The 14022-nt window shown below is 69.8% G+C and carries 12 protein-coding genes and 1 riboswitch; of the genes, 6 read left to right on the top strand and 6 right to left on the bottom strand.

From position 1 onward, the window contains the following. Window positions 1–30: 30 nt before the first annotated feature. From ACH4U7_RS31465 to ACH4U7_RS31480, 4 genes are all read right to left on the bottom strand, one after another. Window positions 31–1797: an ABC transporter substrate-binding protein gene (locus ACH4U7_RS31465; RefSeq protein ID WP_398531162.1), complete on the bottom strand. Its 1767-nt coding sequence runs from the start codon at window positions 1795–1797 to the stop codon at window positions 31–33. Window positions 1798–1928: 131 nt separating this feature from the next. Beyond that, window positions 1929–2933 carry an ABC transporter permease gene (locus ACH4U7_RS31470; RefSeq protein WP_398531163.1) on the bottom strand — a complete coding sequence of 335 codons (1005 nt, stop codon included), beginning with the start codon at window positions 2931–2933 and terminating at the stop codon, window positions 1929–1931. 315 nt (window positions 2934–3248) lie between these two features. Then, window positions 3249–4025 (bottom strand): enhanced serine sensitivity protein SseB C-terminal domain-containing protein, encoded by a 777-nt coding sequence (locus tag ACH4U7_RS31475; protein WP_398531336.1) that lies wholly within the window; start codon window positions 4023–4025, stop codon window positions 3249–3251. Between the two features lie 144 nt (window positions 4026–4169). After that, a complete protein-coding gene (locus ACH4U7_RS31480; protein ID WP_398531164.1) occupies window positions 4170–4982 on the bottom strand; it encodes an enhanced serine sensitivity protein SseB in 813 nt (270 codons plus the stop codon). A 237-nt stretch (window positions 4983–5219) separates the two neighbouring features. Between ACH4U7_RS31480 and ACH4U7_RS31485 the strand changes: the two genes are divergently transcribed. Beyond that, the gene (locus tag ACH4U7_RS31485) at window positions 5220–6587 is read left to right on the top strand and encodes a hypothetical protein (protein ID WP_398531165.1); all 1368 of its coding nucleotides are present in this window, start codon (window positions 5220–5222) and stop codon (window positions 6585–6587) included. Window positions 6588–6615: 28 nt separating this feature from the next. Here ACH4U7_RS31485 and ACH4U7_RS31490 read toward each other — a convergent pair whose 3' ends face one another. Then, window positions 6616–7290: an AAA family ATPase gene (locus ACH4U7_RS31490; RefSeq protein ID WP_398531166.1), complete on the bottom strand. Its 675-nt coding sequence runs from the start codon at window positions 7288–7290 to the stop codon at window positions 6616–6618. A gap of 259 nt (window positions 7291–7549) precedes the next feature. Next, window positions 7550–7660: riboswitch (glycine riboswitch) on the top strand. Window positions 7661–7819: 159 nt separating this feature from the next. Here ACH4U7_RS31490 and gcvT point away from each other — a divergent pair. The 5 genes from gcvT to ACH4U7_RS31515 all read left to right on the top strand — a co-directional run bounded on the left by gcvT (window position 7820) and on the right by ACH4U7_RS31515 (window position 12939). Continuing rightward, the gene (gcvT, locus tag ACH4U7_RS31495) at window positions 7820–8941 is read left to right on the top strand and encodes a glycine cleavage system aminomethyltransferase GcvT (RefSeq protein ID WP_398531167.1); all 1122 of its coding nucleotides are present in this window, start codon (window positions 7820–7822) and stop codon (window positions 8939–8941) included. Window positions 8942–9078: 137 nt separating this feature from the next. Beyond that, window positions 9079–9459, top strand: a complete 381-nt coding sequence (gene gcvH, locus ACH4U7_RS31500; protein WP_398531168.1) for a glycine cleavage system protein GcvH — start codon at window positions 9079–9081, stop codon at window positions 9457–9459. Between the two features lie 24 nt (window positions 9460–9483). Beyond that, window positions 9484–10749, top strand: a complete 1266-nt coding sequence (gene glyA, locus ACH4U7_RS31505) for a serine hydroxymethyltransferase (protein WP_398531169.1) — start codon at window positions 9484–9486, stop codon at window positions 10747–10749. Between the two features lie 111 nt (window positions 10750–10860). Then, the gene (locus ACH4U7_RS31510; RefSeq protein WP_398531170.1) at window positions 10861–12255 is read left to right on the top strand and encodes an L-serine ammonia-lyase; all 1395 of its coding nucleotides are present in this window, start codon (window positions 10861–10863) and stop codon (window positions 12253–12255) included. Between the two features lie 129 nt (window positions 12256–12384). After that, entirely contained in the window at window positions 12385–12939 is a 555-nt protein-coding gene (locus ACH4U7_RS31515) for a Uma2 family endonuclease (RefSeq protein ID WP_398531171.1), read from the top strand. A gap of 267 nt (window positions 12940–13206) precedes the next feature. Here the strand turns inward: ACH4U7_RS31515 and cas6e are convergent, their stop codons facing one another. Next, the gene (gene cas6e, locus ACH4U7_RS31520; RefSeq protein WP_398531172.1) at window positions 13207–13869 is read right to left on the bottom strand and encodes a type I-E CRISPR-associated protein Cas6/Cse3/CasE; all 663 of its coding nucleotides are present in this window, start codon (window positions 13867–13869) and stop codon (window positions 13207–13209) included. Between the last annotated feature and the right edge of the window lie 153 nt (window positions 13870–14022).

Here is a 14022-nt window from a genome sequence, read left to right on the forward strand (position 1 = left end):
GGTGGGGTGTGACGGTCGCTTGGCGAACCATCACTTGACGACGCCGAGCTGGGAGTAGTCGTAACGGCCGTTGTAGGCCGCCGAAGAGAAGGCGTTCGTCAGCCGGGAGCTGCGCCAGGTGATGTTCTTCTCGTAGAGGAAGGGCATCTGCACGGCCAGGTCGACGATCTTGTGGTTGATCTCCTTGTAGGACTCACCGGCCTTGGCGGGGTCGGTCTCCTTGAGCGCCGTGTCGAAGAGCCCGTTGATCTTCGGGTCGTTGGTCTCGGAGACGTTGTAGTTACCGGTCTGCTGGATGAAGCGGCCGTCGATCAGCGGCTGCTCGAAGCCCTGGCCGGTCGGGAAGTCGGGGCCCCAGCCGGTCATGGACAGACCCAGGTTGCGCTTCTTCATCACCGAGGGGGAGCCGGTGATGCTCGCCGAGGAGGCACCGTCGATGTTCTCGACCTGGAGCTTGATGCCGACCTTGCCCAGCGACTCCTGCAGCGCCTCGGCGGCCTTGACCTCGTTCGGCTGGTCGTTACGGGCGACGATGTTGGCGGAGAAGCCGTCCGGCTTGCCGCACTGCTTCAGCTCGTCCTTGGCCTTGGCCGCGTCCGGCTTGCCCTTGCGCGCCAGGATGCCGTACGGGTCGTAGTCGTCCGCGCCCGCGATGCTCTTGGGGAGCATGGTGGTGGCGATGTCACCGGCGGCCTGCGGGCCACCGCGGATGGTCTGCAGCGACGTGTAGTTGGTGGCGTAGAAGACCGCCTTGCGGCAGTGGATGTTGTCGAACGGCTTGACCTTGGTGGCGAAGTCGACGTACCGGACGAAGCTCGTCTCAATGTTGTCGACGTTGCCCTTGTGCTGCTTGAGCGCCTCGCTGCGGCCGGCCTGCCCCATGCCGGTGGCGCTGAGGAAGACGTCGTAGTCGCCCTTGATCAGCAGCTCGTCGACGGCGTCGAGGTTGGAGTTGAGGGTCACCGTGACCTTGTCCGGCAGGGCCGGGCGGATCGGGTCGGAGGCCTTGTTCCACTTGGGGTTGCGGACCAGCACCGCGCCCTTGCCCGGCTTGTACGACTGGACCTTGTACGGGCCGGAGGAGAAGGGCTGGTTGGTGTACTTGGCGCCGGTGTCCTTGGACGCCTTCACGGGCGAGCCGGTGGGCATCGCCAGCATCTGCTCGAAGTCACCGTTGGGCTTGGGCAGACGGAAGATGATGGTCTTCGCGTCCGGCGTCTCGATCGCCTTCAGGCCCAGCTTGTCCTTGGTCTTGTCCTTGTACGGGCCCTTGTACTTGCCATCGGGGTCCAGGACCTGGCGCAGATAGGCCGGACCGCCGGAGATGAGGTCCTTGGCCCAGATGCGCTCGATGCCGTACTTGATGTCCTGGGCGGTGATCGGCGAGCCGTCCTCCCAGGTGATCCCGTCACGCAGGGTGTAGGTGTACGTCTTGCCGCCGTCGCTGATCTTGGCCGTGGAGGTGGCCAGGTCGGGGACCAGCGTGTTGCTCGCCTTGCCCGGCTTGGGCGCGTAGGTGATCAGTTGGCGCGCGTAGAAGCGCGAGAAGTCCCAGGCGAAGCCGTAGTACTGGCGCTGCGGGTCGAGCGAGTCGAAGTCCTGCTTGTTGATGAACTTGAGCGTGCCGCCCGTCTTGGTCGACGCGTTGGCGATGCCCTTCGTCGCGGCGTTGAACCCGGCGCCCTCGCTCTTGTCGTCGTTCTTGTCACCACCGCAGGCCGCGGTGGCCATCAGGGCCCCGACGACGACCGCCGCACCGGCGATCCGCCTACTTCTCGAGGAACGTAGGGGTTTCATTGTTTCGTGCAACCTCCGGGATATCGGTCCTTGGCATGGCGCCGGGGAACCATCGGGTGACCGCCGCCTGACAGGTGCGGCAGGGGCAGATTCGTTTCGGTGCGGCTGGGCCGCGGTCGCGCGGGGCGCCATCAACGCGTTCCCTTCGGGTCGAGGGCGTCTCGGACGCCGTCGCCGAAGAGGTTGAACGCCAGCACGGTGATGAAGATCGCCAGACCCGGAATGATCATGAACATCGGGTCGTCCTTGTAGGTGCCGACGGCATCGGAGAGCATCTGCCCCCAGGACGCGGTCGGTGGCTTCACGCCCGCGCCCAGGAAGCTGAGCGCCGCCTCGGTGAGAATGTTGGTGGGGATCATCAGCGTGGCGTAGACGGTGATGGGCGCGACCAGGTTGGGCAGCAGCTCCCGGAAGAGGATGTAGCGCCGGCCCGCGCCCAGGCTGCGCGCCGCCTCGACGTACTCCTTCTCGCGCAGCGACAGCGTCTGGCCGCGCACGATGCGGCCGACGTACGGCCAGCCGAAGAAGCCGATCACGGAGACCAGGATCGCGATGCGCACCCCGCTGCCGGACAGCCCCAGCAGATCGTTCGGCAGCACCGAGACCAGGGAGATGATGAACAGCAGCTGCGGGAAGGCCAGCAGCATGTCCATCACCCGGCTGATAACGGTGTCAACCCAGCCGCCGAAATACCCCGCGATGACGCCGAAGACAGTCCCCAGCACCACGGCGACGACCGCCGCGAGGAAGGCCACCAGCAGCGAGATCCGCGCGCCGTAGACGACCCGGCTGAACACATCGCGGCCGTTGGACGGTTCGACGCCGAAGAGGAAGTCGGAGCTGATACCGCCCCAGGAGCCCTTCGGGGTGCCGAACAGCGGGTCGATCTCCTCCTGGTGGAACTCGTTGGGCGGGTGCCCCAGCAGGCTCACGATCAGCGGCGCGAAGATGGCCACCAGCACCAGGAAGAGAACCACGGCCCCGCCGGCCAGCGCCAGCTTGTCCCGCTTCAGGCGCATCCAGGCGATCTGGCGCAGCGACCTGCCCTCGACCGAGGCCTTGACTACATCCGCGGCGACATCGACGGGCGCGGCCGGTTCCGCATCCGTGCTCGTGCCGTGCACTGGTGCCGTCATCGTGGTGGGGACCCCTCTCGACCGGTGGTGACCGGCCCACGACCTGCCGCTGTAGCGGCGTGGTTCACAAACGCAGGTGAATGTGGTGCTCGTGGTGCGGAAGTTTAGTGAAGGGGAAGCGTGCGCTACCCGCAGGTACGGACACTTCCCGTTGCGGGAGTCTTCATCGCGCTCGTGATCACCCGCCAGCCCATCCGGGCAATGGATGCCTAACCGTGATGTGGCGAGAGGTGTTCCGTTATCCGGACCGCAACTCCGCTCAGCGGTACGAGCCGTCCGGTCAACGGGTCCGATGACGGGGGTGTGACAGGGGTGTTACCAGGTGCTCGGGGCGGGCCCGGACTGCCGGCCGCCGTGCTGCGGCGGATAGCCGTACGAGGGGGCTGGCGGGCCGGGCTGGGCCGCGCCGAAGGCGTCACGGTTGAAGAACGGGCGGGCGTTGGCCCGCATCCACAGGGCCACCGGGTCGTACTCGTCGGACATCGCGACCGTGGAGACCGGCAGCCCGTCGGGCACCGCGCCGATCGACTGGCTCATCATCGCCCGCGCCGCCTCCACCCCGGCGGCGCCGGTGTCGAACAGGTCGAGCCCGATCGCCAGATACGGGGCGCCGAGCGCGGGCTGCACCCAGGCGCGGCGCAGCGACCGCACCGCGGCCGTGCGGTGCGCGTTCTGTCCCAACAGGGCGTAGAACTGGGGGATTTCAATGGCGGGCTCGCTGAGCCGCAGCGGCCCCGCGGGCAACAGATCCAGGCCGCGGGCGATTCGGCGCAGATCGAGCCAGGGGATGCCGACGCCACCGCCGGGGGCATGCGGGTTGAGCCACAGGCCGTAGCGGTCGGGGAAGAGGGAGGACGCGATCTGGCGCCCGCCCACGACCTCATGGGCGCGGTTCCAGCCGCTGGCGGCGAGCTCCTGGGCGGAGGTCACACAGGGGGCGTAGCCGAGCCCGGCGACGTCCATGTTTCCGTACTGCGCGTCGGGCGAGCCGGGGGTGCCGTGCCACAGCAGCATCCAAACCTGGCCTTCGGCGAGCGCGTACAGCAGTGACTCGTAGGCGTCGTACCGGCCGGGAGCGACCTGCTGCAGCATCCGCTCGACGTGGCCGCCTCCCGCGCTCACCTGGGTCCGCCCCTCTCTCGGCCTGTCCACACACTTGGTCAGGGGCGCACGACCGCGCCCCGACACCGGTCATCCAACCAGCTTACGGGCCCTTACAGTGGTCTCCCGGGCGACTCAGCGGTCACGGTCGTAGAACGGTCGCACCCGTTCCCGTATCCAGTCCGCCACCGGATCCTGCGCGATGTCCAGCAGAACGAGCTGGACCGTCCACGGCAACGGTACGGCGCCGAGCGCGCGGCCGAGCGCTTCCACGGCGGTGGCCTGGCCCTCCGGGCCCGGAACGTCCAGCTCGACGCCGACGAACAGCGCGGGCGGCTCCCCCTCGACACTGGCCAGCGCGCGCCGGGCGGTCCGCAACCCGGCCACCTTCCCGAACTCGAGCCCGGCGGCGGCCAGGAAGTCGACCGGTTCGTCCTGCCAGTCCGGCTCGAAGAGACGCACCCGGCCGCCGGTGGCCGGACCGTCCAGCTCGCTCCGCCCGGCCCGGCACAGCTCGGCCACGGCCAGCGGCGGAAGCGGGACGCCCACCGGGCCGCCGGGGTTCACCGCGATGCCGAGCTGGGGCGGCAGACCGCGGGCGAATTCGACGGCCGGGGCGACGGTGAACGCCATATGGGCGCCGACGATCTGCAGGAACTGCTGTTCGGAGCTGAACACCGGCACATACGCGCCGCCTTCGATCTCCATGGTGGGCAGGTCCAGGCCGTTGCTGTCCGGGCCGCCCCCGTTGGGCAGCGGCACCCAGATCCGGCTGCGGGCCAGGGTCTCGACGATGCGGGCGCCGGCGCCGGGGATGTCGACCGAGGCGACCAGCACCTCTTCCAGCTCATTGCCCGGAAACGCCGCAAACGCCGGAATCTCAGAAGACGCACCGTCAGGAAACCCGCCGTGAGCCGGTACTGGACCGTGCTGCTCCGGGATGTTCATTTCCGCTCAACCGCCATCTCGTCGGACCTGCACAGGCACCCTAACGGCTGCATCGCCGGGCGGCATCGGGGGCCGTCGATCTCCACAGCAAATCCCCAGGTCGAGGGGTGGGCGATGACCGAAGATGAGTGGCTTGCGACCGCTTCAGACAGTAATCGTCGAGTTGCGTACGGTTTGCGCTCTTCGCACCGTGGTGTCGAGTACGCCCGTACGTCACCCACAGCGAAGGAAGGTCTCATGATCCGCGCGTCCCGCAAGGCCGAAGTACTCGTCACCTCCGTTATGGCCGGCTCCCTTCTGTTCGGCACCGCAGGTCTGTCCGCGGCCGCGGCCGCCGGGTCCGGGGGTTCGGCCGGCGCCAAGGCCCCGGCGCCCACCCCGGCGGCGCTCGCCGACACCCGGATGAGTCCCGCCCAGGTCCAGGCCATGCGCGATCTGCGGGTCCTCCTCGAGCGGGTGACGGACCTGGCCAAGGCGGTGGAGGAGGCCCCCAACGGGATGCTCTCCGAGGCCGACCTGGTCAAGCACGCGGCGGCGATCGACAGCGCGGTGAAGGCCGCCCGCAAGTCGGCCGAGGCGGCCATGACTCCGCGGGCGTCTGCGCGCGTCCAGGAGAAGGCCCAGAGCAAGGCCCAGGACAAGGGACGGGACAAGGGACGGGAGCAGGCCCGCGACCAGAAGCCGTCGGACGACCCCAACGAGGGCCAGAACCAGGGTCAGGACCAGAACCAGGGTCAGGGTCAGGGCCAGGACCAAGGCCAGAACCAAGGTCAGGACGAGGGCCAGATCACCGTGCCGCCGCAGGCCGCCGATCAGGGACAGGCCGGACAGGGACAGGCCGCTGGGCAGGGACAGGCCCAGATGCCGCCGCTCACCCCCCAGGCCCAGCCCACGGACGTCTCGACTGACCCGCTGGACGCGCTGCAGCGGGCGATCGACGACCTGCTGGACGCCATCGCCGCCGGCGACGAGGCCGCGGCCGCCGCGGCGCTCCCCCGTATCGCCGACGCCATCATCGAGCTGATCAGCTCCCTCGTCGGCCCGCTCCCGGGGATGGGCGAGCCGATGACGCCCCCGATGCTGCCGCTGCCGGACGAGGCGTCGACCCTCGCCGACGACGCCTCCGCGCTCGCCGCCCGGCCCATCACGATGGCGGCCGCCGCGGAGCACACCACCCCCAAGCCCGGCGACGACGAGCACGGCAAGAAGGACCACGGAAAGAACGACCACGCCAAGGACGACCACGGCAAGAAGCAGGACGCCAAGAAGGTGGAGGCGGGCAAGCGCGACACCAAGCCCGGTACCGACGAGCCCGCCGACCCCGGCACCAAGCCCGGAGCCATGACGCCGGGCACCAAGCCCGCCGCCCCCGCGGACCCCGGCACCGCCAAGCCCGGCACCGACAAGCCCGGCACCGACAAGCCCGGCGCTCAGAAGCCCGCCACGAAACCGGACGTGAAGAAGCCCGGTACGCAGCGCCCCAGCACGACGGTCCCCAGCCCCCTGTCCGCTCTTGAGCCCGCCACGCCCAAGCTGGCCGAGGACGACTCCGTGGCCCCCATGCCGCTGCCCCACCCGGTCGAGGCGACCGTCGAGGCTCCTTGACGGCAGCGCTCCGCCGTCCCGCCGCGCGTCACTCGAAGCCGATGCGGCGCAGCGCGCTCACGGCCGCCCGATCCAGCAGCGCCACCGAGGCGCAGCCTTCGGGCGGCCGTCCGCGTTCGGCGGCGGCGACCAGCCGCCCCACCGCGCGACGGTGCCGTCCGAAGGCGTAGCGGGAGACCCCGCGGCCGCGGGCGGCCTGCCCCTCCAGGGCCACCGCGGCCTCCACGTCCAGCAGCACCATGTGCAGCCGGCGGCCGGTGCGCCGGGCGTCGCGGGCCAGCCAGCGGCGGACCCAGGAGAGCGTGCCGCAGTCGTGCACCACGACGCTCGCGCCGGAGCGCAGCGCCCGGCGCAGCCCGGCGTAGTGGGCGTAGCGCACCACCGGGCGGTAGAGGGCGTACGGCAGCCAGCGGGGCAGCCGCCGCTCCCAGCGCTCGCGGGTGTCCTGTGAGTCCACCCGCAGCACCGCGCGCCCGCTCTGGTCCAGGCGGGGCACGGCCCGGCCGATCATGGTGGTCTTGCCGCTGCCGGGCAGCCCGGAGGCGACCACCACGTCCCCCGCGCGGTAGCGCAGCTCGCGCGCGCCGGGCCCGGTCGCGGCCGGGCCGCCGTCGCCGTCGCCGTCGCCGCGGCGCAGATCGTGCACGGGCGCCCTGCGCCCCGGCCTGAGCGCACCTGCGGTCGGCGCCGTGCCCTGCCTCACCGGCAAGGGCCCCCATGTCGTCGCGTACGTACCCTGCCCCTGCCCGTGCACCGTGATCGTCCTCCTAGGTCGGTCACTGCGGCTCGTTCCCGAAGAGTGTCAAGAAAAGGTAATGTCCAGCAAGGTGGTATTCCTGTGGGCTGGGCCTTCATGCCCTGTGAGTCCGGGTGTCCCGGGGTGAAAGCGGTTCTGCCCGCTCGGCTCTTCCCTTCTCGGGCGTACGTGCGATGATGTTGCGCGCAACTCCATACCGGCCGCTTGAATCCGCGCGGGAGAGTCCTCGGCCACCGGCAGCAGTGCCGGCCGTCCGGGGCGCCGAAGGAGCAAGTCCTCCCTTGAATCTCTCAGGCCCCGATACCGCGTGGACGAGGCAGATCTGAAAAGCGAGCCGCTGGCGTGGCTCCACCCACGGTGCAAGCCGGACCGCTCGAAGGAGTGGGTCACGGCGAACCTCTCAGGTTCCGATGACAGATGGGGAGGACACGTTCCCCGTCGTCCTCGTAGCCGTCCCGCCCTGGAGCCAGCACTCATGCCCCATGCCTCAAGCCCCCGCCGCACCGCCCTGGACGCGGTGCACCGCGCGCTGGGCGCCACCATGACCGACTTCGCCGGCTGGGACATGCCGCTGCGCTACGGGAGCGAGCGCGATGAGCACACCGCGGTGCGCACCCGCGCCGGCCTCTTCGACCTCTCCCATATGGGCGAGATCACACTGACCGGCCCGCAGGCCGGCGCCGCCCTGGACCGGGCGCTGGTGGGCCATCTGTCGGCGCTCGCCGTCGGCCGCGCCCGCTACACCATGATCTGCGACGCCGACGGCGGCATCCTGGACGATCTGATCGTCTACCGCCTCGGCGAGCTGGAGTTCCTGGTGGTCGCCAACGCCTCGAACGCCCAGGTCGTGCTTGACGTGCTCACCGAGCGCGCCGAGGGCCTGGACGCGGCCGTACGGGACGACCGGGAGGCGTACGCACTGATCGCCGTCCAGGGCCCGGCGTCCGCGACGATCCTGGCGGGCCTGACCGACGCCGATCTGAACGGCCTCAAGTACTACGCGGGCCTGCCCGGCACGGTCGCGGGCGTCCCGGCGCTGATCGCCCGTACCGGCTACACGGGCGAGGACGGCTTCGAGCTGTTCGTCTCGCCGGGTGACGCCGAGCGGCTGTGGCAGGCGCTGACCGAGGCGGGGGCCCCGGCCGGGCTGGTCCCGTGCGGGCTGTCCTGCCGGGACACGCTGCGCCTGGAGGCCGGGATGCCGCTGTACGGGCATGAGCTGACCCGCGCCACCACGCCCTTCGACGCGGGGCTCGGCCGGGTGGTGAAGTTCGACAAGCCCGGTGACTTCGTCGGACGCCAGGCCCTGGAGGCGGCGGCGCGGCGGGCCGAGACCGACCCGCCACGGGTGCTGATCGGCCTGGTCGCGGCTGGCCGCCGGGTCCCGCGCGCCGGGTACGCGGTGGTCGGCGCGGACGGCGCGGTGATCGGCGAGGTCACCTCGGGCGCGCCCTCGCCCACCCTCGGCAAGCCGATCGCGATCGCGTATGTGGACGCCGCGCATGCCGCGCCGGGGACGGCGGGGGTATCGGTGGACATCCGCGGTACCCATGAGCCGTACGAGGTCGTGGCCCTCCCCTTCTACAGGCGGCGCTGAGCCCGTCGCCTGCCGACGGCGCGCCATCCCGCGCATGCCCCCAGCTGCCGCTGGGCGGTGCCCCCGCTCGTACCACCAGTCCCATCAGGCAAGACGCGTTTCCCAAGCACTCCCCCGTATCCAGGAGAATCGGACCTATGAACAACCCCCAGCAGCTGCGTTACAGCAAGGAGCACGAGTGGCTGTCGGCCGCCGGCGAGGACGGTGTGTCGACGGTCGGTATCACCGAGTTCGCGGCCAACTCGCTCGGCGATGTCGTCTTCGTCCAGCTTCCGGAGGTCGGCACGACGGTCACCGCGGGTGAGACCTGCGGTGAGCTGGAGTCCACGAAGTCCGTCAGCGATCTCTACGCGCCGGTCACCGGCGAGGTCACGGAGATCAACGAGGACGTGGTGAACGACCCGGCGCTGGTGAATTCCGCCCCCTTCGAGGGCGGCTGGCTGTTCAAGGTGAGGGTGACGGACGAGCCGGACGAGCTGCTCTCCGCCGACGAGTACACCGCCTTCACCGAAAACTGACCCTCTCCTTCGATCGGGACCCTGATGTCGCTTCTCAACAGCTCCCTGCACGAGCTCGACCCGGACGTAGCCGCCGCGGTCGACGCCGAACTCCACCGCCAGCAGTCCACCCTGGAGATGATCGCTTCGGAGAACTTCGCTCCGGTCGCGGTCATGGAGGCCCAGGGCTCGGTCCTGACCAACAAGTACGCCGAGGGCTACCCGGGCCGCCGCTACTACGGCGGCTGTGAGCACGTCGACGTGGTCGAGCAGATCGCCATCGACCGCGTCAAGGCGCTCTTCGGCGCCGAGGCCGCCAACGTCCAGCCGCACTCCGGCGCCCAGGCGAACGCGGCCGCGATGTTCGCCCTGCTCTCCCCCGGTGACACCATCCTGGGCCTGAACCTGGCGCACGGCGGTCATCTCACCCACGGGATGAAGATCAACTTCTCCGGCAAGCTCTACAACGTGGTGCCCTACCACGTGGACGCCGAGACCGGCCTGGTCGACATGGACGAGGTCGAGCGGCTGGCCAAGGAGCACCGCCCGAAGCTGGTGATCGCCGGCTGGTCGGCGTACCCGCGCCAGCTGGACTTCGCGGCGTTCCGCCGGATCGCGGACGAGGTCGGCGCGTACCTCATGGTGGACATGGCCCACTTCGCCGGTCTGGTCGCGGCCGGGCTGCACCCCTCCCCGGTGCCGCACGCCCACGTGGTGACCACCACCACCCACAAGACCCTCGGCGGCCCGCGCGGCGGGGTGATCCTCTCCACGGCCGAGCTGGCCAAGAAGATCAACTCCGCGGTCTTCCCGGGTCAGCAGGGCGGCCCGCTGGAGCATGTGGTCGCGGCGAAGGCCGTGGCCTTCAAGATCGCGGCGGGCGAGGAGTTCAAGGAGCGCCAGCAGCGCACCCTCGAAGGCGCGCGGCTCCTGGCCGACCGGCTCACCCAGCCCGATGTGGCCAAGGCCGGGGTCGCCGTACTGTCCGGCGGCACCGACGTCCACCTCGTCCTGGTCGACCTGCGCGACTCGGAGCTGGACGGCCGGCAGGCCGAGGACCGCCTCCACGAGATCGGCATCACGGTCAACCGCAACGCCATCCCGAACGACCCGCGCCCCCCGATGGTCACCTCCGGTCTGCGCATCGGCACCCCGGCGCTGGCCACCCGCGGCTTCACCGCCGACGACTTCCGCGAGGTCGCCGACGTCATCGCCGAGGCGCTCAAGCCGTCCTACGACGCCGAGGCGCTCAAGGCGCGCGTCACCGCGCTCGCCGACAAGCACCCGCTGTACCCGGACCTGAAGAAGTAACGGGCCCGGAAGGGTGGACGGGGGCGCACACCCCGCACCCCCGCCCACCCCGCACGCAACCACCGTGCGGACGCACCACGCACCCACCGTGCAGACGCAAGGAGTTCACCGGTGGCCATCTCCGTCTTCGATCTCTTCTCGATCGGCATCGGCCCGTCCAGTTCCCATACGGTCGGCCCGATGCGGGCCGCGAGGATGTTCGTCCGCCGGCTGAAGAACGACGGCCTGCTCGCCCACACCACCGCCGTACGCGCCGAGCTCTTCGGCTCCCTCGGCGCCACCGGCCACGGCCACGGCACCCCCAAGGCCGTACTCCTCGGCCTCGAAGGCCACTCCCCGCGCACCGTGAACGTCGAGACCGCCGACGACGAGGTGGAACGCATCCGCACCAGCAAGCGGCTGCGGCTGCTCGGCGCGGAGATCGGCGCCGAGCACGAGATCGACTTCGACGAGTCCGCCGAGCTGGTCCTGCACCGCCGCCGCTCGCTGCCCTACCACGCCAACGGCATGACCCTCTTCGCGTACGACGCCGAAGGCCTCCCCCTCCTGGAGAAGACGTACTACTCCGTCGGCGGCGGCTTCGTCGTGGACGAGGACGCGGTCGGCGCGGACCGCATCAAGCTCGACGACACCGTGCTGAAGTACCCCTTCCGCACCGGCGACGAGCTGCTGCGGCTGTCCCACGAGACCGGCCTGTCCATCTCGGCCCTGATGCTGGAGAACGAGAAGGCCTGGCGCACCGAGGCCGAGATCCGCGCGGGTCTGCTGGAGATCTGGCAGGTCATGCGCGGCTGCGTCGAACGCGGCATGTCCCGCGAGGGCATCCTCCCCGGCGGCCTCAAGGTCCGCCGCCGCGCCGCCACCGCCGCCCGCGCACTGCGCGCCGAGGGCGACCCGGCCACCCGCGCCATGGAGTGGGTCACCCTGTACGCCATGGCCGTCAACGAGGAGAACGCCGCGGGCGGCCGCGTGGTCACCGCCCCCACCAACGGCGCGGCCGGCATCATCCCCGCCGTCCTCCACTACTACACGCACTTCGTGCCAGGCTCCGACCCCGACTCCGACGAGGACGGCATCGTCCGCTTCCTCCTCGCCGCGGGCGCCATCGGCATGCTCTTCAAGGAGAACGCCTCCATCTCCGGCGCCGAGGTCGGCTGCCAGGGCGAGGTCGGCTCCGCCTGCTCCATGGCCGCCGGCGGCCTCGCCGAGGTCCTGGGCGGCTCCCCCGAACAGGTCGAGAACGCCGCCGAGATCGGCATGGAACACAACCTCGGCCTCACCTGCGACCCGGTCGGCGGCCTCGTCCAGATCCCCTGCATCGAGCGCAACGGCATGGCCTCGGTGAAGGCCGTCACGGCGGCCCGTATGGCACTGCGCGGCGACGGACGGCACCACGTCTCCCTCGACAAGGTCATCAAGACCATGAAGGAGACGGGCGCCGATATGAAGGTCAAGTACAAGGAGACGGCGCGGGGCGGGCTCGCGGTGAACGTCATCGAGTGCTGAGGGCGCCCCGCTCTGACCTGCGAAGGGTCATCCTTGATCGCCTGGGCGGGCTCCGCCTGCGTACTGCTCTGCCCGGTTACACAGCGCTGACCGCCATTTCATGACGGCACACGGGAAGGAGCACCGTCCATGAGTGTCGACGCGATCGTGCACACCGAGTTCCCTGAGGGTTACACCGTCCTGTTCGGGGCCGATGCAAAGGTGATCATGACCCCCCGGAGTGAGGAGCACTCGAGCGCCATCAGGTCGATGCAGATCGACTCGGCCCTCGCTCTCGGCCGTCACGCGAAGGTCACCTCCGACGTCTACATCGATTTCCCCGCCGACGAGAACTCCGCCCCCGACCTGGCCATCCTGCGCGAGGACGCACGCCGAGAGGGTAAGCGCCACAGCTTCGAAGACGTCCTTCTGATTTCGGAGGTCGTCTCGACCTCCTCTGCACGCAAGGACTACGACGACTGCACTGCGAAGTACGGCCGCTACGGCATCCCCATCTACTTGGTCGTGGACCCCTACGCTCGGGAAGTCGTCCTGCACACCGAGCCCACCGCGAGCGGCTACAGCACGGCCCACACGCGCCCATACGGCACGGGCAAGCTCCCCATCCCACTGGCCGACGGCCGCACCTTCACTCTCGACCTCGACGAACTCCCCCCGCCGGAGCCGGAGGCAGATGCCCGTTGAGGGCACCCCGCGCTCCTCTGAAGGTCGTACCCACAACGTGAAGTGAGCGAAGATGACGACCTTGTCTGCCAACGTCGCAGCTCACAAAGAGTCCGCCCCGCGCACGCGGGGATAGCTCCGCCTCCTCGTTGCCGAGCGGTCCGGCGACCTGGTCCGCCCCGCGCACGCGGGGATAGCTCGATCCGGTGCGCGATATGCGTGTCCGTCAGGTCGTCCGCCCCGCACATCGCGGGGATAGTCCCAGGCTGGGATCTCTGATGGGCCTCTTCAGACAGTTGCAGGCGAGAGCGTCAGGAGACCGCAGCCGTATGCCTTCGCTGGTCCGAGGCCCGAGCGAAGCGCCTGAGCCAGAGCGTCCGGGTCGGTGACGCGGAGGGAGCCCTCGAAGGTCGCCGTAGTGAGGGTGACTTTGGGGCCACGACCGTTCTTGGCGAAACTGAGGCGTTCGCTGGCGCTGACACGTAGCGAGTCGGCGGCGAGTTCAAAGCCCCAACCGCCCGCACGCTGTGCGAACCAGGCCAACTGCGCGTCGGCGGTGCGCAGCCCGGTACGGGTAGTGCGACGTTCTGTGTTGGCGCGTTGTCGAAGGACGCTGTGTACGGGGTTGGCGGTCACCAGGAAGGCGAAATTCTGTCCCGGCTTGAGAGAATTGAGCACCGGCTCGTAGTCGTAGACATCGCAGTGGGCGCCGTCGGCATCAGGCCAGCCAGCCTGCTCGACGACATGCGTCCAGTCCGGCTTGGACTCGGTCACCACGAGCAGCGTGGGACGGCGAGGGTTCGATGTGTCCACCCGCCATAGCGTCCGTTCGGCGGCAGAATAGTCGGCGAGGCCACCAATGACGGCACCGTGCATGGCGCGTGGGTTCGCCAGGAGCTTCCGGCTGGCGGCCCGCAGTGGGTTGATCCGGACCGCAGAGAAGTACGTCATAGCCACCCCCGCTCAGCGACCATGTCCAGTAAGCAGGAACAGCGCGTCGTCAAACTCTCCACTCGGCCAACCACCACAGCCGCAGAGGGTAATCGAGAAGTGACCGGCTCAGCCATCGATGCGCCATGGCTCGCAAAGCCAATTTGCACCTGC

Origin of the sequence: Streptomyces sp. NPDC020845 (assembly GCF_044334165.1) — a bacterium.
Lineage (GTDB): Bacteria > Actinomycetota > Actinomycetes > Streptomycetales > Streptomycetaceae > Streptomyces.

Coding starts and splice junctions, on each gene's coding strand:
- ACH4U7_RS31465 (WP_398531162.1), bottom strand. CDS start 1,797: ATGAAACCCCTACGTTCCTCGAGAAGTAGGCGGATCGCCGGTGCGGCG.
- ACH4U7_RS31470 (WP_398531163.1), bottom strand. CDS start 2,933: ATGACGGCACCAGTGCACGGCACGAGCACGGATGCGGAACCGGCCGCG.
- ACH4U7_RS31475 (WP_398531336.1), bottom strand. CDS start 4,025: ATGCTGCAGCAGGTCGCTCCCGGCCGGTACGACGCCTACGAGTCACTG.
- ACH4U7_RS31480 (WP_398531164.1), bottom strand. CDS start 4,982: ATGAACATCCCGGAGCAGCACGGTCCAGTACCGGCTCACGGCGGGTTT.
- ACH4U7_RS31485 (WP_398531165.1), top strand. CDS start 5,220: ATGATCCGCGCGTCCCGCAAGGCCGAAGTACTCGTCACCTCCGTTATG.
- gcvT (WP_398531167.1), top strand. CDS start 7,820: ATGCCCCATGCCTCAAGCCCCCGCCGCACCGCCCTGGACGCGGTGCAC.
- gcvH (WP_398531168.1), top strand. CDS start 9,079: ATGAACAACCCCCAGCAGCTGCGTTACAGCAAGGAGCACGAGTGGCTG.
- glyA (WP_398531169.1), top strand. CDS start 9,484: ATGTCGCTTCTCAACAGCTCCCTGCACGAGCTCGACCCGGACGTAGCC.
- ACH4U7_RS31515 (WP_398531171.1), top strand. CDS start 12,385: ATGAGTGTCGACGCGATCGTGCACACCGAGTTCCCTGAGGGTTACACC.
- cas6e (WP_398531172.1), bottom strand. CDS start 13,869: ATGACGTACTTCTCTGCGGTCCGGATCAACCCACTGCGGGCCGCCAGC.